Raw genomic sequence first — 19,791 nt, 5'->3', positions numbered from 1 at the left:
CGCCTTTCAATGGCTCGCTACAACTCTTAATTTCGGTGCGGCGGGGGCTCAGGCTCCCGCCGTACTCGTATTTTGGCAAGGCTTATCGCGCGGATAGCTTGTCCGCGCCGTGATCCTTGCATAACGTCCCCGGCGAACAGCCAGAATGTATGCGGAGACCACTATGACGGCAGAGATCGACACAGTGCTGGACCGGCGCCGGATGCGCCGCCGTCTCACCCTGTGGCGGACGTTGGCAGTGGTGGGGCTGGTAGCGGCGCTGTTTGCATTCGTGGCGCGGAACGATCAGCTGGGACAGTTCGGGCCCAAGCAGATCGCGCGGATCGATATCTCGGGTACGATCACCGAGGATCGCGATCAGTTGAAGCTGCTGAAGCGTATCGCCGATTCCGACAACGCGGCGGCGCTGCTGGTTTATGTGAACAGCCCGGGCGGTACGACCACCGGCGGCGAAGCGTTGTTCGAGGCGCTGCGCGAGGTGGCCAAGAAAAAGCCCGTGGTGGCGCAGTTCGGCACCGTGGCCGCTTCGGCGGGTTATATCGTCGGGCTTGGGGCGGACCATATCGTCACCCGTGCCAATACCATCACCGGCTCGGTTGGCGTGCTGATCCAGTGGCCGGAAGTCAGCCAGATGCTCGACAAGATTGGTGTGAAGTACAACGAGATCAAAAGCGGTGACCTGAAGGCGGTGCCGTCGCCCTTCGAACCGCTGAATGCCGAGGGCGAGAAGGTTACGCGCTCCATGATCGACGAGGGCTTCCACTGGTTCCTCGGCCTGGTGGAGCAGCGCCGGGGCATCAAACCTCAGGATATTCCGGGGCTTACCCAGGGCCGCGTGTTCACCGGCCGCGAGGCGGTACAACTTAAGCTTGCGGATTCCATCGGCGGTGAGGACGAGGCTGTGGCCTGGCTGCGGGCCAACCATAATCTCGCCGAAGACGTGAAAGTCGTTGATTGGAAAACGCAAACCGCATCCGGGCTGGGGCTGTTCAGCTCGCTTGGCGTGGCCGCAGCGAGCTTTTTCAACCACACCTCTTTAGGCCAAATGCTGGCCCAGGACCGCTCCATGGCCGCACTTGGTCTTGACGGGCTGATCTCGGTTTGGCACCCTTCAGAAAAGCAATAAATTCATATGTTTGCGGCGGGGCGTACGATGATAAAGTCGGAATTGATCCATAAGATTGCCAGCACCAATCCTCATCTTTACCACCGGGACGTCGAGCGCATCGTGAAGGTTGTGTTCGACGAAATCGTCGAAGCGCTGTCGCGTGGCGACCGGGTGGAACTACGCGGCTTTGGCGCCTTCACCGTGAAGCATCGCGCGGCGCGTCAGGGCCGTAATCCGCGCACCGGCAAATCGGTGAACGTTGCCGAAAAATTCGTGCCGTTCTTCAAGACCGGTAAAGAGCTGCGCGATAGGCTGAACGACGGCAAGGAAAGCCACTAGAGCGCGGCTGGCTTGTTTCCATCACGTTCGCGCCCTAGCTTTTTATAATCCGGACCGACAATGCCTGCTGCCTTTGGCATCCGCCTGAGTTGAAGCGGCTTTGAGGTTCATCGCTTTTGCGAGGCTGTGCACGTGCTGAGACGGATTGTCTGGCTGCTCATTGCATTCCCTGTCGGCGTGTTTCTGGTCACGCTGGCCGTGGTCAATCGTCATCAGGTTCAGCTTGTGCTGGATCCGTTCAATCCTGAGACGCCGGTGGTGGCATTGTCGATGCCGTTCTACGCGTTTCTGTTTATCTCGCTGCTGCTGGGTGTTCTGCTCGGTGGAACGGCGACGTGGCTCAGCCAGTCGCGATGGCGCCGCGATGCCCGCGTGAAGGGGCGCGACGCTGCGCGTTGGCACGCTGAGGCCGATCGCCTGTCGCGCGAGCGCGATGCCGCAACGCAGGCCGCCAAAGCTTCGAGTTCGCGGCCGCGTCTGGCTGCTGCCGGCAATTAATTCGCTGCTGAATCTGGATGACCGGTTAGCCATCAGCGGCGCGCAGCAAAGCGTGACGCCGAGCGCTTCTGATCCAATCGCACGCTGAAGCACGACAGAGTTGGCTGAGTGCGCAGAGTGGCGTGCTGGCGAGGCTTCTCGGGCGTGGTGTGCCAGACAGTCGGCGCTGACGTTCCGGCATCAGCATACTGAGCCAGCACCGTTCGCGCAGGTTCGCGATTGGACCAGCGACCACGCCGCTGCAAGCCTCATCGGGCCATGTTTCAGTGCATGTCGGCGGTTTCGGCTTGTAGGAATTGCCGCCTTGTCCGCTTGCGCCTGTATGGCACCATGTACAAAGTGGCCCCGACATAATCGGCATGGACGCGTGCGGCGCGTTGGTTCGATTTGATGCGGCAGGCGCAGCGGCACTACCGCAAACAGTTGGTCCGGTGAAGTTGAGCGATGACGACTGAAGTCAAAATCTGCGGCATCAATTCTGCTGAAGCGATGCAGTCGACGCTCGATGCCGGCGCTGACTATGTCGGGCTGGTGTTTTTCGAGCGCAGCCCGCGCAATGTCGATCTGGCGACGGCACGCGCGCTTGCCGATATGGCGCGTGATCGGCTGCAGGTGATCGCGCTGGTCGTTGATGCCGATGATGCGTTGCTTGAGGCCATCGCGCGTGAAGTGGCACCGCATCTCATTCAGCTGCACGGCAAGGAAACCCCGAAGCGTGCCAACGATGTGCGCCGGCAATTCGGCATTCCGGTGATGAAGGCGGTGAGTGTCGCCGGGCCGGACGATGTGCGCGGCGCGCTGGCCTATGATGGTTTCGTCGATCGCCTGTTGTTCGATGCCAAGCCACGCGCCGATGAACCCGGCGCGTTGCCCGGCGGCAATGGCGTGGCCTTCGACTGGGAGGCTCTGGCCGCCGTCGAACGCGATGCCAATGATCTGCTGGCAGATTGCATTCTGGCGGGTGGATTAACGCCTGAAAACGTCGCTGAAGCGGTGCGTTTGACCGGCGTGCGGGCAGTCGATGTTTCCTCGGGCGTCGAAAGCAGCCCCGGCGTGAAAGACGCTGAACGCATCCGCCGCTTTATTAGCGCGGCAAAGACGGCTAATCAGACCCCCTGAAGGTCCGGATGCTGCCGGGACGATTGGCGGCCGATGGGATGACCACAAAGGATTGAGAATGTCGACGGCGACAGATCAGGCGCAGGGCGCCAAGCTCAACACATATCGCGGCGGCCCCGACGAGCGCGGCCACTTCGGCATTTTTGGCGGCCGGTTTGTTGCTGAAACCCTGATGCCGCTGATCCTCGATCTGGAGAAGGCTTACAACGACGCCAAGGCTGATCCGGCATTCCATGCCGAGCTATCGCATCTCAACGCGCACTATTCCGGTCGCCCAAGCCCTCTTTATTACGCCGAGCGCCTGACCGAGCATCTGCGCGGTGTCGCGGCTGCAAACGGCGGCGATGGCGGCGCGAAAATCTATTTCAAGCGCGATGAGCTGAACCACACCGGCAGCCACAAGATCAATAACTGCCTTGGCCAGATTTTGCTGGCAAAGCGCATGGGCAAGACGCGCATCATCGCCGAGACCGGCGCAGGGCAGCACGGCGTTGCGGTCGCCACCGTGTGCGCGCGCTTTGGTTTGCCGTGCGAGATCTTCATGGGCGCAACGGACGTCGAGCGGCAGAAGCCGAACGTCGCGCGCATGCATATGCTGAAGGCGAAGATCAATCCCGTCACCAGCGGCGCCGGCACGCTGAAAGACGCGATGAATGAAGCGCTGCGCGACTGGGTGACCAACGTCGACAACACGTATTACATCATCGGCACTGCGGCGGGTCCGCATCCGTACCCGGAGCTGGTGCGCGATTTTCAGTCGATCATCGGCAAGGAAGTGCGCGAGCAGATGCAAGCGGCCGAGGGCCGTTTGCCTGACACGCTGGTGGCGTGCATCGGCGGCGGTTCCAACGCGATCGGCTTGTTCCATCCGTTCCTCGATGACGACAGCGTCAAGATTTATGGCGTTGAAGCGGGCGGTCACGGCATCGAGGTTGAGAACGGCCACGCTGCATCGATGACGGGCGGAACGCCGGGCGTTCTGCACGGCAACCGCACGTTCCTGCTGCAGGATAGCGAAGGCCAGATTCTGGAAGGCCATTCGATTTCGGCTGGTCTCGATTATCCGGGCGTCGGACCGGAGCACGCCTGGCTGAAGGATACCGGGCGCGTCAATTATGTGCCCGCGACCGACAGCGAGGCGCTGCAGGCGTTCCAGCTCTGCGCGCAGCTTGAAGGCATCATTCCGGCGCTGGAGCCTTCGCACGCGTTGGCGTTCGTGACCAAGCTTGCTCCGACATTGCCGAAGGACAATCTGCTGGTCATGAACATGTGCGGACGCGGCGACAAGGACGTGTTTGCGGTTGCCGGTTATCTCGGCATTGACATCTGATGAAGGGGAACGGGCGCCGGGCATCGGCTCCGCGGGTTGGCTTCACCATCTCGCCGCTGCTGCCAACGTCCGCTGAGGCATGAGCACACAAACGCGCATCGACCGTCGTTTCGCTGAACTGAAACGTGAGGGCCGTCCCGGTCTCGTCACCTTCATCACGGCAGGCGATCCGGATCTTGAAACCTCCAAGCAGATCCTGTTCGGCCTGCCCGCTGCGGGTGCCGACGTGATCGAGCTTGGCATGCCGTTCTCCGATCCGATGGCGGACGGTCCGGCCATTCAGGCATCGTCGCTGCGCGCGCTGACGGCCGGGCAGAAGATGCGCGACACGCTGGATATGGTCGCCGAGTTCCGCAAGCAGGATCAGGATACGCCGATCGTTCTGATGGGTTATTACAACCCGATCTATGTCTATCCGAACGACAAATTCCTGGTCGAAGCCAGGGAAGCGGGCGTCGATGGCCTGATCGTTGTCGACCTGCCGCCGGAGACGGACGACGAGCTTTGCATCCCGGCGGCGGAGGCCGGGCTCAATTTCATCCGGCTGGTGACGCCCACCACCGATGAAAAGCGTCTGCCCAAGGTGCTGCAGAACACCTCAGGCTTTCTGTATTATGTCTCGATTACCGGCATCACGGGCACCGCGGCACCGGACGTTAACAAAGTTCACAAGCGCATTGAGCTGATTAAGCAATCGACGGCTCTTCCCGTGGCGGTCGGTTTCGGCGTAAAAAGTGCGGAGCAGGCCAAGGCGCTCGGCGCGGTGGCAGATGCGGTTGTGGTCGGTTCAGCCCTTGTTGGGGCTATCGCCCAAAACCTGAATGAAGATGGCACCTCCACTAGCAAGACGGTGCCTGCTGTTTTAGATTTGGTGGGCTCCCTGGCGGCTGCGCTTAGGGCAGTCTGAGCATATCAAAGGCACGTCGGGGTAATTAGGTTGAAGCGGCTGTTAACCGCTCCAATTGCCGCAGTGCGGCATGGCGCTGAAAAACGCCATATAAGCGGGGCTATCGGTCCGATGGGGGGCCGGGTTCCGAGCCTGAGGAGGCAGCAATTGCCGACCGGTCCGGCCAAGCGTTGAGAGGCCAAGAGCGTGAACTGGATCAATAACGTTGTCCGGCCGAAGATCCGCAGCTTCCTGACGACGAAGCGCGACGTGCCCGACAATCTCTGGATCAAATGCCCCGAGTCCGGGCAGATGGTCTTTTACAAAGACCTGGAGGCAAATCAGTTTGTCGTTCCGGGGTCGAACCATCACATGCGCATGGCATCCGACCTGCGCCTGCAACTGCTGTTTGATGACGGCAGATTTGAGCAGGTGCCGGTGCCGACCGTGGCTGTCGATCCGCTGAAATTCCGCGATGGCAAGAAGCGCTATACGGAACGTCTGCGTGATGCGAAGGCCGATACAAACCTTGAGGACGCCGTTCTCATCGGCGAAGGCAAGCTCGACGGTCTGACCACCGTCGCCGCTGCGCAGGACTTCCGCTTCATGGCGGGTTCGCTTGGCATGGCGGCCGGTGAAGGCGTGATTGCCGGCATGACGCGCGCACTCGAGAAGAACGCGCCGTTCATCCTGTTCGCGGCCTCCGGCGGTGCGCGCATGCAGGAAGGCATCCTGTCGCTGATGCAGATGCCGCGCACCACCATTGCCGTGCAGCGCCTGCGCGAAGCCAAGCTGCCCTACATCGTCGTGCTGACCGACCCGACCACCGGCGGCGTGACCGCATCTTACGCTATGCTGGGCGATGTCCACATCGCGGAGCCGGGCGCGCTGATCTGCTTTGCCGGTCCGCGTGTCATTCAGCAGACCATCCGCGAGCAGTTGCCGGAAGGCTTCCAGCGCGCGGAGTACCTGCTGGCGCACGGCATGATCGATATGGTTGTGCACCGTCATCAGATGCGGGAAACGCTGAGCCGGCTTTGCCATGTGCTGATGGGTATTGAGCCGGCGAAGCATGTCGACAAGACGCGGCTGAATGGCAAGAGCCACACGAACGGCAGCGGCAGCGCGATCGAGGCCCACACCGGAACGACGGTTGAGCCTGAGATTCTGGAGCCAGAGCAGCGTTTCGATCCTGCCCGGATCGAGCACCGTGATCCGAGCGTTGCTGACGCCGAGGCGGTTACATCGCGCCCATCACCAACCGACAGGCAGCATTGATGCTTTGCCTGCATCCGCAGCCGGTTTTGCGGTCTGGCTTGCTAAAGCCGGGCCGCACAGGCCTGCGGATGTTGCCGTCGTTTCAAGATCAAAGTTAGCGGCGGGAGAGCCGTATGCCCACGAGCGCAAAGCTCCTCGCCGAACTGAAGCTATTGCATCCGCTGCTGATCGATCTTTCGCTCGGCCGCGTTGAGCGCCTGCTGGCAAAGCTCGGCAATCCGCACCACCGTCTGCCGCCGGTTGTCCACGTCGCGGGCACCAACGGCAAAGGTTCCGTCACCGCATACCTGAAGGCGATACTGGAAGCGGCCGGTGCGCGCGTTCACGTTTATACCTCGCCGCATCTGGTGCGGTTCCACGAGCGTATTGCGCTTGCCGGTCCCGATGGCCGTGCTGCGCCGATCGGCGAGGAGCAACTCGTCGATGTGCTGACGCGCGCGCAGGCGTTGAACGGCGCCGACGACGTTACGCAGTTCGAGATCACCACCGCGGCGGCGTTCCTCGCGTTCGCCGAAAATCCGGCCGACGTGCTGCTGCTCGAAGTTGGCCTTGGCGGCCGGCTCGATGCAACGAACGTGGTCGAGAAGCCGGTGCTCGACGTCATCATGCCGATCTCGCTCGATCACTCCGACAAGCTCGGCTCAACGCTGGCGCAGATCACCGGCGAGAAGGCCGGCATTCTGCGGCCGGGTGTTCCCGCCGTCATCTCGCAGCAGGAGCCTGTTGCGGAAGATGTGATCCGCGCCGTGGCGCTGCGTCAGGGCGCGCCGCTGTCGGTGTGGGGCGAGCATTTCGACGCTTACGAACAGCGTGGCCGTCTGGTGGTGCAGCTTGAAGATCTGCTGCTCGATCTGCCGCTTCCGGCCCTGGTCGGCAGCCATCAGATCACCAACGCTGGCACTGCTGTCGCAGCGGCTCTGCGTCTTGCCGAAGCGCTGCCGCATCTTGGCATCGGCGAGCAGGCGATTGAGCAGGGCCTGCTGAACGTGCGCTGGCCGGCCCGCATGCAACGTCTCGATGCCGGGCCGCTGCCATCGATGCTGGGAGCCCACGCTGAACTCTGGCTCGACGGCGGACACAATCCCGCGGCAGGCCGCGCGCTGGCGCAAACGCTGGCTGACCTGGAAGAGCGCTCACCCAAGCCGCTGCATCTCGTCGTTGGCATGATGGGCCTGAAGGACGCGGCCAATTTCCTGGCGCCGTTCCGTGGGCTCGCGGCCCATGTTGTGACGGTGCCGATCCCGGGCGCGCATGAGGCGACGTTCACGCCGGAAGCGCTGGCCGAAGTTGCGCGCGAGGTTGGTCTGCGAGCTGAAAGCGCGACTGACGTCATTACAGCGCTGAAGCGCACGGATGCCGAAGCGCTGGGCCAGAAACGCATTCTCATTTGCGGTTCGCTTTATCTCGCGGGCCATGTGCTCGGTCTGCAGGAAGGCGTCGAGCCGCAGAGTAATTAGCTTTACGTGACACAAGCTGAGAGAAGCATTGATTGCGGCTGCTGACTCGCCTGCTGATGTCCGGCGCACGCGCCGGGCGCCGTTGGCGCCTTGCCGCTTCGCGGCGGTTTATATTTTAGTTGTGTTTGGCGTCTCCGCTGCGCGGAGCCGGCCGCCAGGCACGTGAGACGCGCACGGATGCCTGGTGCTGGCGCTCCGCTGCTGCACACGAACTCACCTCAGACAGACAGAACAGCAGGACACCGTATGACGATTGCAGGCGAGGAAGAACTTGAGCGCCTGAAGGAGATCGGTCGCATCGTTGCCAACACGCTGGCGGCTATGGGCGCCGCCATCGAGCCCGGCATGACGACGGCGGAACTGGACGACATCGGCCGCCGCCTGCTGGAGCTGGAGGGCGCGCAGTCCGCGCCGGAGCTTTGCTACGGCTTTCCGGGTGCGACCTGCATCAGCGTCAACGAAGAGATCGCGCACGGCATTCCGGGTGAGCGTATAATTGCTGCCGGTGATCTGGTGAACATCGACGTTTCCGCGGAGAAAAACGGCCTGTTCGCTGACACCGGCGCATCGTTCGCGGTGCCGCCGGTGTCAAAGGCAATTGACCGCCTGTGCCGTGATGGCCGCCGCGCTATGTGGACCGGCATTCGTCAGGTCGGCGCCGATAAACCGCTGAGCGGCATCGGCAACGCCATCGGCGAGTTCGCGCGTCGCAACCGCTATACGCTCATCCGTAATCTCGCCAGCCACGGCGTCGGGCGCTCGCTGCACGAGGAGCCGGGGGAAATCGCAACCTGGCCCGACAAATCAGAACGGCGCATCATCAACGAAGGGCTTGTGTTCACGGTCGAGCCGTTCCTGTCGATGGGCGGAGAACTAGCTGAAGACGGTGGACTGGGCGGCGATGAGTGGACGCTTTTCAGCAGTCCGCGTGCGCCCACCGTGCAGTACGAGCACACCATCGTCGCAACGCGCAACGGCGCGCTTGTGGTAACGATGCCGGGTTAGCCCTCATTGACGGACTTTGACGGCTTAAAGCCATCCGGCGGGATACAGGCTGAAGCAAACAGACGACCAAAGTCCGTGAGCATCATAGTGCTAAATCGCCGGATGCCGGTTTGCTTTTCACCTGCCATAATTAGCTCTTGCTTGTTTACAGGCCAAATTACAAGGCTGAGAGATTCCAAGTGGGCATAATAAAGGTCCAACTGCGAAGGCAATTGCAGTTCGTCGATAGGGAGTTCGCTACTTTCGAATTTCCTATTTTCGAAGCGATTCTCCACAAGATCCAAAATGTCGACAACGTTGAAGCTCTTGTCACGCAAGCGATAGATCATCCAGGCTTCATCGCGACTGAGCTGAGAAATGATGGTCGGGAAGGATGGGTGAACCTGTACGACTTCAGATTTATCTACTGACTTCGTGAGAATTTCTTCAAACATAGTCCAGAGTTCGCTCTCATCTGGAAGGTAGCGCATTCGTTCGAGTGCTGGTCCGACAACTTCTGGTGGTGCTTCAATTCTGCGCTCGTCAGGAACGCGTTTGCGGATGCGTTCAAGCATCGGCTCCAATCGATCTTGTAAAGCGCCTAGAACTTGAATTGGTGCCAGCAATAAGCGGAGCGTTTTCCCAACGTCACCGCCAAGCTTCCCAAGTTCTTTTGCTGGAGCAGAAACAGCGTCGGCGTAAAATTTATCGATCGTTTCTTTCGGAATAATTTTGCCTATCTGGTCTATATCCATTCCGAACCTCTATCCCTTGCTCAGGCGCGGTCGACGAAGGTGTCCACAACGCGCTTGCGCTCCCCACTGTCGAACTCGATGGTCAGCTTGTTGCCGTCGACATCGGTAACGGTGCCGAGGCCGAACTTCTGATGCAACACCCGCTCACCGCGTCGATAGCTGGAGCTGTCGCTCGACGATGCAATCAGCTCGCCCTCGATCATCAGCGGCCCGCGCTTGCGGCGTTGATCGGATGGGCTCCACTTGCGCTTCACCGATGATGACGAGGACGCAGAACTCTGATCGCGGGTGTGCTGCTGTGCGCGCTGCCAGCCGGGTGTGCCGTAGTGACCTTCAAACGGCTGCGTCTGCACGTCGTCAAAACGGCTCTGCCCGTAGCTCGATCGGCCGAACGTGCCGCCGAAGTTCTGATAGGCGCCGCCGAACGGCTTCTTGGTTTCGATGATCTCGACATGATCTTCGGGCAGTTCGTCGACGAAGCGCGACGGCAGCGCCGATTGATAGAGCCCGCGTGTGCGGCGGTTCTGCGCAAAGGAGATCTTGGCGAGACGCTTGGCGCGCGTGATGCCAACGTAGGCAAGGCGGCGTTCTTCTTCGAGGCCGGATTGACCGGTTTCATCCAGCGCGCGCTGATGCGGAAACAGCCCCTCCTCCCAGCCGGGAAGATAGACGTTGTCGAACTCCAGCCCCTTGGCGGCATGCAGCGTCATGACGGAGACGCGGTCGCCATCGCCGGCCTGCTCGGTGTCCATCACCAGCGTGATGTGCTCCAGAAAACCTTCCAGCGTTTCGAACTCGTGCATGAAGCGCACGAGCTCCTTCAGGTTTTCCAGTCGCGTTTGTGCCTGCGGGCTTTTATCCGCCTGCCACATCGCGGTGTAGCCGGATTCATCCAAGATCAGCTCGGCCAGCTCGGTGTGCTTGATGTGACCGAGGCGCGAACGCCAGCGATCGAAACTGCGGATCAGATCCGACAGCGCTTTGCGCGCCTTGCCGCCCAACTCTTCCGTTTCGACGATCATCTTCGCCGCCTGGTACATCGGAATGCCGCGTGCGCGCGCCAGCTCGTGTACCCGCTTCACCGATGTGTCGCCGAGCCCGCGCTTGGGCACATTGACGATGCGCTCGAATTTCAGATCGTTCGTCGGGTTGGCCGTAACTTCCAGATACGCAATCGCGTCCTTGATTTCCTGTCGCTCATAGAAGCGCGGACCGCCGATGACGCGATACGGCAGACCCATGCTGATGAAGCGGTCTTCGAATGCGCGCATCTGGAACGAGGCGCGTACGAGAATTGCAACCTCGTTGAGTTTCTGGCCGTTCTTGTGCATGCGCTCGATGTCGTCACCGATCGAGCGGGCCTCTTCCTCGTCGTCCCACACCGCCGAGACAGCAACCTTGTTGCCGTCTTCGCCATCGGTGAACAGCGTCTTGCCCAGGCGGTCGCGGTTGCTGGCGATGAGGCCGGATGCAGCGCCCAGAATGTGCCCGGTCGAGCGATAGTTGCGCTCCAGCCGGATGACGTGAGCGCCGGGGAAATCCTTGTCGAAGCGCAGGATGTTGTCCACTTCCGCGCCGCGCCAGCCGTAGATCGACTGGTCGTCGTCGCCGACACAGCAGACGTTGGGCGAGCCCTTCGCCAACAGCCGCAGCCACAGATACTGCGCGACGTTGGTGTCCTGATATTCATCGACCAGCAGATAGCGGAAGCGGCGCTGGTAATCGGCCAGCACATCCGGATGTTCCATGAACAGGCGCAGATTTTCGAGCAGCAGATCGCCGAAATCGCAGGCGTTCAGCTCCTTCAGGCGCTGCTGATAGGCGGCATAAAGCTCAACGCCCTTGCCGGCCGCAAAATTGTAGGCTTCGCCCGCAGGCACCTTGTCAGGCGTCAGGCCGCGGTTCTTCCAGCCGTCGATCACGCCGGCAAGCTGGCGCGCGGGCCAGCGGTCCTTGTCCAGCCTTGCAGCTTCGATCACCTGCTTCATCAGGCGAAGCTGGTCATCCGGATCCAGAATGGTGAAGCTGGATTTGAGCCCGACCAGTTCGGCATGGCGGCGCAGGATCTTCACGCCGATGGAGTGGAACGTGCCGAGCCACGGCATGCCTTCCACCGCGCCACCAACAAGGCTGCCGATGCGCTCCTTCATTTCGCGCGCGGCCTTGTTGGTGAAGGTGACGGCGAGAACCTGACTGGGATAGGCGCGGCCGGTTGCCAGAATGTGAGCGATGCGCGTTGTCAGCACGCGCGTTTTGCCGGTGCCTGCACCCGCAAGAACCAGCACCGGACCGTCGAGGTGTTCAACGGCTTCGCGCTGCTCGGGATTGAGCCCCTGGAGATAGGGTGTCTGCTCCGCACGCGGTGACGCAGAGCCTTGCAGCGCACGGGCGGAAAGCGACAGCCGTTTGCCGCCATCACCGGGCGCGTCCGCCTGCTGCGACGGTGCATGATCCGGCTCTGGCTGCTGTTGCCGAGGAGACTGCGCGCTACGCGGCGCTGCGGGCAGATCGAACGGCGGCTCATCGTCATCGGCTGCAGAAGCTGCGCCGGTTGCTGTGGCCCCGCGCGGCGGCAGATCAAACGGGAGCTCGTCCGCGCCATCCACGGCAGCCGCGTTCGCGAAATGTTTTCCTGTGTGCGCCATGCTTCCGAACTATATCACCCGGCTTGGTGCGGCAACGCCTGTGCGCCCTTCGCCCACACCTGATGTGGGGAGCGGGCACTGCGACGATAAGGTTGTGGGAAATTTGGCCGCTGCCCACGCCCGCCCGATTGCATCAAATCCGTGCAAACGCCGGCACTTTCCATTGGTGAGCGGTGCCGTTTTCCACCAAAGCGGGGCCAGACACAGACATGCCATGCCGAATAGGCTAGACTATGTCTCAACCGCAGCCGGTGGCCTCCGTGAGACCTGCGCACGAAATGTCATTGGCGAGATATTGAACCCTGGCCTCTCTGCCTGGTAGCCGCCGCCACCAGGATGTTTTTGCGTTGTCTGTAGGGACGGTCGAATGCCTATCGGGATTCTGAACGGCTAGATGAGCAACGGGCTTCTTTATATCGCGGGGCTGATCTCGCTTGCCCTCGCGGCGCTGTTTGCCGTTCCCTATTTCGTGGACTGGAATGGCTATCGCGGTGTCTTCGAAGAGGAGGCAACGCGCATCCTCGGCCGCGAGGTGCGTGTCGGCGGCAACGTCAATGTTCGCCTGTTGCCGCAGCCCTATGTCAGCTTTGAGAAGCTGCGCATCGCCGATCCCACTGGCGCAACGGGGGAGCCGCTGTTCCGGGCGGAAAGCTTCACCATGCGGCTTTCGGTGCCGCCGCTGCTGAAGGGCATCATTGAAGCCAACGAAGTGGTGCTGGAGAAGCCGGAGCTGCGGCTTGCGGTGGATGCGGAAGGCGCAGGCAACTGGCGCGACTTCAGCATCGCCCCGGGATCTTTGCCGTTCGTGCCGGCCGGCGTGTCGTTGCAGTCGGTGATGGTCAATGACGGCAGCGTTGCGTTGTTCGGGCCGCGCGGCATCAACTTCGCGGATCTCACCGGCATCAATGGCGAGCTGAAAGCAGATTCGTTTTCAGGTCCGTTCGGGTTCAAGGGCACAACGCATTGGCGCGAAGGTACGCGCGAGGTGCGCCTCGTAACCGGCGCGACAGAGGCTGATGGCAGCCTGCGCTTCAAGGCGACGGTGCGTGACGAAGGTGATCACCTGAGTTCGTATTCCGTTGATGGTCGGATTGACGACATCAAAAACGTGCCGCGGATCAGTGGCGATCTGACGGCAAAGCTGGCGCTTGCATCGGGTGCGCTCGCGCAGGCGAACCGTGCGGGCGCGGCGTCGGGCAACAAAAAGCTGCCGCCTGTCATCGATTTTCGCGCCAAGATTGACGGCAATGCGACCGGCATGCGTGTCGACGATATCGCCATGACGTTCGAAAACGTTGGCCAGCCGCAGCTCATTTCCGGCGCCGCCACCGCGCGCTGGGAAGAGGCTCTCAGCGTCGATATGGGGCTGACGTCGCGCTGGCTCGATCTCGATCTGCTGGCGATGACTGAAGACGGCGCCGACAATCCGATTGCTACGGCGCGCAATTTCATCGGCGCCGTGATGGCTGCGTTGCCGAAGAATGCCGACAGCAAGGTGACGCTGGATCTCGATCAGGCAAACCTCGGCGGCGAGCCTGTCAGCGGCACACGGCTGGAACTGGCCCGTACGGACGGCGTGCTGCATCTGGATCGCCTGCGTGCCGGCCTTCCGGGCGGGACACGGCTTGCGCTCGATGGAGCGGTTGCGGAGCAGGCCAGTGGCCAGTCGTTCCGTGGCGACGTGACGTTGCATGGCACCAGTCTGGCGCGCTTCCTCGATTGGTCGGCGAAGGGCCGAGCGCTGGCTGAGGCGCTGCGCAACGACGGAGCGTTCTCGCTGCAGGGCCAGCTTGCCATGAGCGATGGCGGTATTCGCCTCACCGAAGCCGGTGTCGAAGTTGCTGGGCGTCCGCTGACGGGAGAGTTCCATTTGCTGCGTGGCGAACGTCCGCGTGTGCAACTGGTGCTGGAAGGCGCGGAAGTGGACGCGGGCCAGTTCTGGCAGGCGGGTATCGGCGCATTCAAGCGCGTGGTCAGTCGTAACGGAACTGATGCTGCAGCCGCGCCGGGATCGGAGAAATTTGCCTGGTTCGATCCGCAGACGATGGACTTCGACGTGCGTCTGCGTGCTGGCCAGTTTCTCGCCGGCGAGCAGAAGCTGCGCAACGTGTCGTTGGACGTTGGCGTTGACGGCGGAAAACTCGCCATCCGCACATGCCGGTTCGACACCGCCGATGGATTGAAGTTCGATCTTGAGGGCGACGTTCGGGATGCCGCTTCGACGCCTCAGGGTGCGTTGCGCTGGGCAATGAAGGTGCCCTCAGCGGCCGCCTATTCGACGCTGGTTTCGCTGCTGGATCCGCCGCAGGAGTTGCGCGATCAGGCGGCGATTTTCTCGACGCTGGCGCCGATGAGTGTCGCTGGCAGCATTGGCCTTGGCGCACGCAATTCCGGTTCGGCTGACATCACCGCCGATGGCGCGGTGCAGGGTTCCGGACGCCTGATCGCTACTGCTCTGCTGGATGGCGGTCTGGGTAACTGGCGCGCGGCTCCCGCCGATATCACGCTGACCATCAACTCCAGTCCCGACGTCGCGCGTATTCTGGCCAGCCTTGGCGCGCGCGATCAGGCGCAGCTGCCCGCATCGGCGACGCCGAAGACCGGTGAGGTGTTCATCAAGGCCGTCGGTGTTCCGGCGCAGGCCATGGCGGTTTCCGCGTTGGCGCAGGGGCCGCAGCTGTTCCTGGGTTATGACGGTCGCGCCGTGCTGCCCGCCGCTAGCGGTAGCACCCTTGATGGCGAATTGCGGTTGTCTGCTCGCGGACTGGGCGAGGTGATGTCCGTCGCAGGGCTCGGCGGCGGAGTTACGCTCAGCGAAACGCCCGTAGTCGGTACGGTGCGGGTGAAGTCGGCAAGTCACGCCACGGAGCTTGATCTGCACGATCTGCGTGTGGGGGACAGTAAAGTCAGCGGAACGCTGGCGCTTGCGTATCCAAGCGAAGGCCCGGCCATCGTCACCGGCGAACTGGATGTCGATGCTGCAACCGTTCCCGGGCTTCTCGCTCTGGTGACGGACCATAAGACGATAACGGTTGATGGCGCGGATACTGCCGAGCCTCTGACTGCGGGGCGGTCAATCTGGCCCGAACGCGCGTTCGATTTTTCCGCGCTCGATGGTGTCGAAGGCAAGCTTGGCGTCGACTTCGGATCGCTGTCGGTGATTGAAGGAATGGCGATTGCCAAGGCGCGCGTGGAAATTGCGCTGACGCCGGGCAAGGTTGAGGTGAGCAAGCTGGAAGGCCGCTTGCTTGGCGGTGAGCTGACATCGCGCGTAGTGCTGGAGAAAGCCGCAGGCGGCGCTGCGCTCGACGCTGTGGTGAACGTCAGCGATATGCGCGTTCGCAAGACTGACAATGCCGAGATGGCTGAGCAGCAGGCCAGCCTTGCGCTTGATATCAAGGCGCGCGCTTCGACGCCGGGCACGATGGTGTCGGTGGCAACGGGTGCGGGTGAGCTTCGGCTTGGCAATCTGTTGATGCGCGTGCCCACACCGCAGGCTGTCGTCAGCACTGCGCGGGCGGCGCTGACGGGCGAGGCTGGTGCCAGCGGCGAGGAGCTGGCTGAAGCGCTCCGTACGGCGTTCACATCGCGTGAGGTCATGGTCGGCCAGCGCATCATTCCGATCGAAATCGGCGATGGCGCCGCGAAGTTGGCTTCATTTACGCTCGATTCCGATGCCGGCTCGACCAAGGTTGATACGACTGTCGATCTCGCATCGATGATGTTCGACAGCTCCTGGCTGGTGCAGTCAGCGCCGAATGCGCTGTCGGGTCAGCCGGCAGAGCCCGCTGCCTCCGCTGACAGCGACGCAGATGCTGGCGATGATAACGCCGGTCAGCCATTGGCAGCTCCGGCGCCAACGCCAGCGGCGCGCGTTGCAACCCTGCCGCCGATCAGCGTTGTCTACACCGGTCGCTTGCCGGATGCGTGGACGCCTTCGACGCGTATTGCCCATGAACCGCTGGAGCGTGAGCTTGCGATCCGCAAGCTTGAACTCGACGCCGATCAGCTTGAGCGTCTGCATCAGGCCGACGCTGAGCGTGTGAAGCGTCAGGACGAGCGTCGCCGTGCACGCGAGGCGGATGAAGACGAGGCCGCTCCGGTTCCATTGCCGTCACCGGCTCCAGCGCCGACTGCCGCGCCGCTTGGGTTTGACCGCAGCGGAGCAACGTCCGCCAACGGTGCGGCGCCGGCCTTGCCGCCTTCCAGTGCCAGCGCGTTGGGCGTTGTTGTCCCGCAGGTGCCTGGGCAGGAAATCGTTACGTTCGGCGCATCGCCTATCGATCCTGCGGTTGTCGCGCCGACGGAAGCGGGCAGCATTCCCCAACAGCCGGCTGCTACAACCACATCGTCATCTGCTGGTAGCAACGGTAACGGACGTCCACGGCGTCCGGCGGCGCAGAAGCAGATCGGCCCTGCGGAGCAAATCCTGCGCAACCTTCAGAACTGGTAAGCGGAGGCGCGGGTGGCACGATGCGGCCCCCGCGCGTTTTCCATTGCCCAGCGGCAATCCGGATTGACGGCAAACGGTCAATTGCTGCGCGGCAAGGCTCGGCTGCGATAGTATTCCAGCACCCAGATGCGCACCGCGCTCGAAAGGCCAGCTTCGCCGCGGGTGGCGTCGATGCTCGCGACTAGGCCTGCGAGCGTACTCGCTTGCTCCGCCGCGATTTCCTGCAATGCGGTCCAGAAAGCTGCTTCCAGTGAAATGGAGGTGCGGTGTCCCTTGATGGAGAATGAGCGCTTCACCGGGCGCGTCGGAGCCGCAGCGGTTGAAGGTTCCGCGTCTGTATCGCGAGCGTCATCGTGCGCGCGAGTTTCGTCATCGGCGGATGTCGCGGGCGCGTCGATCACTGGCTCGGCCCGTTGGCAGGATCCTCATCGGGCGTCGGCTCTTGGGGCGCAGGAGCATCGCGCTCGGGGCTGTCGCCGGTGCTCGCGCTACGCTCCAGCAGCAGGCCATTCAGCTTGTGGGCTTCCAACGCATTCGCAGCGTCCGTCGCCTGACGTTCCGCCTTGGTGCGGCCGAAAGCGATGCGGTTTTCCTCTGCGCGAGCCTCTGCCTCGCGCCGGTTCTTCGCTTTGCGCGCGCGACGTAGGTTGATGATCTCAGCAGCCATGTCAGAACCCGAGAAAAAGCATGTCGAGCGCTGCGATGATGTCGTCCCGATGGCGTTCGAGATTTCCGCTTCGGTGCCGAAGATGATGGCGACCGATCGCGCTAAGCTCATTGGTCGACAGTACGAGGTGACGTGCACCGACCTTCAAGTGTGGAAAAAGCTTGGATGTAGCAGGCAGTCTGTCTGGCAGCACCAGCGGAGCCACGATGACGGTCGTTTCAGTTATCGTCAATGACGACTGCAGAACCAAAACAAGTGGCGCGTGTTTTGCCGAATTCTTACTGGGGTTACGGAACACATCAAACTGGCGCATCTACCACGTCCGGAATTCCTCGGACCAAAGACCGTCCTTCCGGATGTGATCGTCATATGCATCCAGGGCTTCTTTATTAGCCTTGCGCCAATTGTCTTCGCGCTGCCCCTTTAGCTGTTCTCTCAGCGCATGTTCAAGCAGGGTCGATAGGTTAGTCCCCGCCTCTTTGGCCTCGGCCAGCAGCTTGGCGTCGATCGATAGGTTGACGGCCTTCTTGCGCCGTTTGACAGCTTCCTGCATGGCCTGTCCTCGCACAGCATTATTCATGCGCATAATGCCTGCGCAGGCGAATGCGGTCAAACGGGTACCGAGGGGCTGGAACTCGTTCACGCACCAGCCCCGTCCCCGCAGATATCAATCCGGCGCCAGCATCTTGCGCGGATCGACGATCTCGTCGAATTCGGCGTCGGTCACGTAGCCACCGCCGACCGCTTCCTCGCGCAACGTGGTGCCGTTCTTGTGGGCGGTCTTGGCGATCTTGGCCGCCGCGTCGTAACCGATCTTGGGCGCCAGCGCGGTGACCAACATCAGCGAGCGGTCGAGACCGGCCTTGATGTTATCGACACGCGGCTCAATGCCGACGACACAGTTTTCGGTGAACGAAACCGCTGCGTCTGCCATCAGCCGCACCGACTGCAGGAAATTATAGGCCATCACCGGATTGAATACGTTCAGTTCGAAATGGCCCTGGCTGCCTGCGAACGTGATGGCAGCATTGTTGCCGAAGATCTGTACACAAACCTGCGTCATCGCCTCGCACTGCGTCGGGTTAACCTTGCCCGGCATGATCGACGAACCCGGCTCGTTCTCCGGCAGCGACAGCTCGCCAAGGCCGGAGCGCGGGCCCGAGCCAAGGAAGCGGATGTCGTTGGCGATCTTGAACAGCGATGCGGCCAGCGTATTGATCGCGCCGTGGCTCATCACCATGGCGTCGTGCGCGGCCAGTGCTTCAAACTTGTTCGGCGCCGACGTGAACGGCAGCTGGGTGATGGCAGCGACGCGTTCAGCCACCTTTTCCGCAAAGCCCTTCGGCGCGTTGAGGCCGGTGCCGACAGCGGTGCCGCCCTGCGCCAGCTCCATCAATGATGGCAGCGTCTGCTCAACACGCTTGATGCCGTTTTCCACCTGCTGGGTGTAGCCGGAGAACTCCTGACCCAGCGTCAGCGGCGTTGCATCCTGCGTATGGGTGCGGCCGATCTTGACGATGTCTTTCCAGGCATGGGCCTTGTCGTTGAGGGCGTTGCGCAGCTGCTGCAGCGCCGGCAGCAGGCGGTGCACGATTTCCTCGGCGCACGCGATGTGCATGGCTGTCGGGAACGTATCGTTCGACGACTGGCTCATGTTCACATGATCGTTCGGATGCACCGGCTTCTTCGAGCCCTTCTCGCCGCCCATCATCTCGATGGCGCGGTTCGAAATCACCTCGTTCGCGTTCATGTTCGACTGCGTGCCCGAACCGGTCTGCCAGACCACAAGCGGGAAATGATCGTCGAGCTTGCCCTCGATCACTTCCTGTGCCGCCTTTACGACAGCATCGCCGATGGTCTGATCGAGGCGGCCAAGCGCCATGTTGGTTTCCGCAGCGGCGCGCTTGACGATGCCCAGAGCACGCACGATCGGCAGCGGCTGCTTCTCCCAGCCGATCTTGAAGTTGCCCAGCGAGCGCTGTGCCTGTGCGCCCCAATAACGGTCAGCGGCAACTTCGATGGGGCCGAAGGTGTCGGTTTCGGTGCGGGTCTTGTTGTCTTGCGTGCTCATGCGAGGGCCCCAATTGCGGAAAAATCTGAGGCATGCCGCTTATCACAGCAGCAGCTATTTCACCAAGTTGGCCGCTTGGGTGACACCTGCGCCGCCGCCTCGGCGATAAAATCTCAGGATAAACGTTCTGGCTCAATGCGAAGGCAGCGAATGTCTCTTCATGCGGCAGTCACAACCGGGGCATACAGGCACAAGGCGCAC

Annotated in this window: 17 protein-coding genes; 10 read left to right on the top strand and 7 right to left on the bottom strand. The window is 62.0% G+C overall.

The features are described 5' to 3' along the window. The first annotated feature begins 163 nt into the window (after window positions 1-163). The 9 genes from sppA to map all read left to right on the top strand — a co-directional run bounded on the left by sppA (window position 164) and on the right by map (window position 9,020). Complete coding sequence (gene sppA, locus C6Y62_RS01550; RefSeq protein WP_068460673.1) at window positions 164-1,126, top strand: signal peptide peptidase SppA; 963 nt, start codon at window positions 164-166, stop codon at window positions 1,124-1,126. 27 nt (window positions 1,127-1,153) lie between these two features. Then, on the top strand, window positions 1,154-1,447 hold the full coding sequence (gene ihfB, locus C6Y62_RS01545; RefSeq protein WP_068460785.1) for an integration host factor subunit beta: 294 nt from the start codon (window positions 1,154-1,156) through the stop codon (window positions 1,445-1,447). Between the two features lie 132 nt (window positions 1,448-1,579). Beyond that, a complete protein-coding gene (locus C6Y62_RS01540) occupies window positions 1,580-1,945 on the top strand; it encodes a hypothetical protein (protein WP_068460783.1) in 366 nt (121 codons plus the stop codon). A gap of 444 nt (window positions 1,946-2,389) precedes the next feature. Further along, the gene (locus tag C6Y62_RS01535) at window positions 2,390-3,064 is read left to right on the top strand and encodes a phosphoribosylanthranilate isomerase (protein ID WP_173952518.1); all 675 of its coding nucleotides are present in this window, start codon (window positions 2,390-2,392) and stop codon (window positions 3,062-3,064) included. A gap of 58 nt (window positions 3,065-3,122) precedes the next feature. Then, on the top strand, window positions 3,123-4,394 hold the full coding sequence (trpB, locus tag C6Y62_RS01530; protein WP_173952517.1) for a tryptophan synthase subunit beta: 1,272 nt from the start codon (window positions 3,123-3,125) through the stop codon (window positions 4,392-4,394). Between the two features lie 79 nt (window positions 4,395-4,473). After that, on the top strand, window positions 4,474-5,301 hold the full coding sequence (gene trpA, locus C6Y62_RS01525) for a tryptophan synthase subunit alpha (RefSeq protein ID WP_068460667.1): 828 nt from the start codon (window positions 4,474-4,476) through the stop codon (window positions 5,299-5,301). Between the two features lie 186 nt (window positions 5,302-5,487). Beyond that, window positions 5,488-6,558, top strand: coding sequence for an acetyl-CoA carboxylase, carboxyltransferase subunit beta (gene accD / locus C6Y62_RS01520; RefSeq protein ID WP_068460665.1), 1,071 nt, complete (start codon window positions 5,488-5,490; stop codon window positions 6,556-6,558). A 113-nt stretch (window positions 6,559-6,671) separates the two neighbouring features. After that, window positions 6,672-8,015, top strand: coding sequence for a bifunctional folylpolyglutamate synthase/dihydrofolate synthase (locus C6Y62_RS01515; RefSeq protein WP_173952516.1), 1,344 nt, complete (start codon window positions 6,672-6,674; stop codon window positions 8,013-8,015). A gap of 246 nt (window positions 8,016-8,261) precedes the next feature. Then, on the top strand, window positions 8,262-9,020 hold the full coding sequence (gene map, locus C6Y62_RS01510; RefSeq protein WP_173952515.1) for a type I methionyl aminopeptidase: 759 nt from the start codon (window positions 8,262-8,264) through the stop codon (window positions 9,018-9,020). Here map and C6Y62_RS01505 read toward each other — a convergent pair. Next, window positions 9,017-9,754: an Abi-alpha family protein gene (locus C6Y62_RS01505; RefSeq protein WP_173952514.1), complete on the bottom strand. Its 738-nt coding sequence runs from the start codon at window positions 9,752-9,754 to the stop codon at window positions 9,017-9,019. The genes map and C6Y62_RS01505 overlap by 4 nt on opposite strands. Window positions 9,755-9,774: 20 nt before the next feature. Further along, on the bottom strand, window positions 9,775-12,399 hold the full coding sequence (locus C6Y62_RS01500) for an ATP-dependent helicase (protein ID WP_173952513.1): 2,625 nt from the start codon (window positions 12,397-12,399) through the stop codon (window positions 9,775-9,777). A 394-nt stretch (window positions 12,400-12,793) separates the two neighbouring features. On the opposite strand from C6Y62_RS01500, the gene C6Y62_RS01495 reads away from it, so the two are divergent. Further along, on the top strand, window positions 12,794-16,852 hold the full coding sequence (locus C6Y62_RS01495; RefSeq protein ID WP_173952512.1) for an AsmA family protein: 4,059 nt from the start codon (window positions 12,794-12,796) through the stop codon (window positions 16,850-16,852). Window positions 16,853-16,929: 77 nt separating this feature from the next. Here the strand turns inward: C6Y62_RS01495 and C6Y62_RS16155 are convergent, their stop codons facing one another. From C6Y62_RS16155 to fumC, 5 genes are read right to left on the bottom strand one after another with little or no spacing between them, the layout of a single operon-like run. Then, on the bottom strand, window positions 16,930-17,253 hold the full coding sequence (locus C6Y62_RS16155; protein WP_338074312.1) for a ribbon-helix-helix domain-containing protein: 324 nt from the start codon (window positions 17,251-17,253) through the stop codon (window positions 16,930-16,932). Beyond that, window positions 17,250-17,630: a DUF4169 family protein gene (locus tag C6Y62_RS01485; RefSeq protein ID WP_338074313.1), complete on the bottom strand. Its 381-nt coding sequence runs from the start codon at window positions 17,628-17,630 to the stop codon at window positions 17,250-17,252. The genes C6Y62_RS16155 and C6Y62_RS01485 overlap by 4 nt, the downstream gene beginning before the upstream one ends. Continuing rightward, window positions 17,521-17,832 (bottom strand): CcdB family protein, encoded by a 312-nt coding sequence (locus tag C6Y62_RS16800; RefSeq protein WP_173952510.1) that lies wholly within the window; start codon window positions 17,830-17,832, stop codon window positions 17,521-17,523. The genes C6Y62_RS01485 and C6Y62_RS16800 overlap by 110 nt, the downstream gene beginning before the upstream one ends. Continuing rightward, window positions 17,833-18,162 carry a type II toxin-antitoxin system CcdA family antitoxin gene (locus C6Y62_RS01475; protein WP_173952509.1) on the bottom strand — a complete coding sequence of 110 codons (330 nt, stop codon included), beginning with the start codon at window positions 18,160-18,162 and terminating at the stop codon, window positions 17,833-17,835. It abuts the gene before it with no gap. A gap of 24 nt (window positions 18,163-18,186) precedes the next feature. Then, the gene (gene fumC, locus C6Y62_RS01470; protein ID WP_173952508.1) at window positions 18,187-19,590 is read right to left on the bottom strand and encodes a class II fumarate hydratase; all 1,404 of its coding nucleotides are present in this window, start codon (window positions 19,588-19,590) and stop codon (window positions 18,187-18,189) included. Window positions 19,591-19,791 lie beyond the last annotated feature (201 nt).

Source organism: Hyphomicrobium sulfonivorans (assembly GCF_013306565.1).
GTDB lineage: Bacteria > Pseudomonadota > Alphaproteobacteria > Rhizobiales > Hyphomicrobiaceae > Hyphomicrobium_A > Hyphomicrobium_A sulfonivorans.
This window is presented reverse-complemented; position numbering and strand designations above follow the sequence as displayed.

What these genes read in the sequence shown, in the direction of transcription:
- sppA (WP_068460673.1), top strand. Translation starts at nt 164, where the DNA reads ATGACGGCAGAGATCGACACAGTGCTGGACCGGCGCCGGATGCGCCGC.
- ihfB (WP_068460785.1), top strand. Translation starts at nt 1,154, where the DNA reads ATGATAAAGTCGGAATTGATCCATAAGATTGCCAGCACCAATCCTCAT.
- C6Y62_RS01535 (WP_173952518.1), top strand. Translation starts at nt 2,390, where the DNA reads ATGACGACTGAAGTCAAAATCTGCGGCATCAATTCTGCTGAAGCGATG.
- trpB (WP_173952517.1), top strand. Translation starts at nt 3,123, where the DNA reads ATGTCGACGGCGACAGATCAGGCGCAGGGCGCCAAGCTCAACACATAT.
- trpA (WP_068460667.1), top strand. Translation starts at nt 4,474, where the DNA reads ATGAGCACACAAACGCGCATCGACCGTCGTTTCGCTGAACTGAAACGT.
- C6Y62_RS01515 (WP_173952516.1), top strand. Translation starts at nt 6,672, where the DNA reads ATGCCCACGAGCGCAAAGCTCCTCGCCGAACTGAAGCTATTGCATCCG.
- map (WP_173952515.1), top strand. Translation starts at nt 8,262, where the DNA reads ATGACGATTGCAGGCGAGGAAGAACTTGAGCGCCTGAAGGAGATCGGT.
- C6Y62_RS01505 (WP_173952514.1), bottom strand. Translation starts at nt 9,754, where the DNA reads ATGGATATAGACCAGATAGGCAAAATTATTCCGAAAGAAACGATCGAT.
- C6Y62_RS01500 (WP_173952513.1), bottom strand. Translation starts at nt 12,399, where the DNA reads ATGGCGCACACAGGAAAACATTTCGCGAACGCGGCTGCCGTGGATGGC.
- C6Y62_RS01495 (WP_173952512.1), top strand. Translation starts at nt 12,794, where the DNA reads ATGAGCAACGGGCTTCTTTATATCGCGGGGCTGATCTCGCTTGCCCTC.
- C6Y62_RS01485 (WP_338074313.1), bottom strand. Translation starts at nt 17,630, where the DNA reads ATGAGCTTAGCGCGATCGGTCGCCATCATCTTCGGCACCGAAGCGGAA.
- C6Y62_RS16800 (WP_173952510.1), bottom strand. Translation starts at nt 17,832, where the DNA reads ATGCGCCAGTTTGATGTGTTCCGTAACCCCAGTAAGAATTCGGCAAAA.
- fumC (WP_173952508.1), bottom strand. Translation starts at nt 19,590, where the DNA reads ATGAGCACGCAAGACAACAAGACCCGCACCGAAACCGACACCTTCGGC.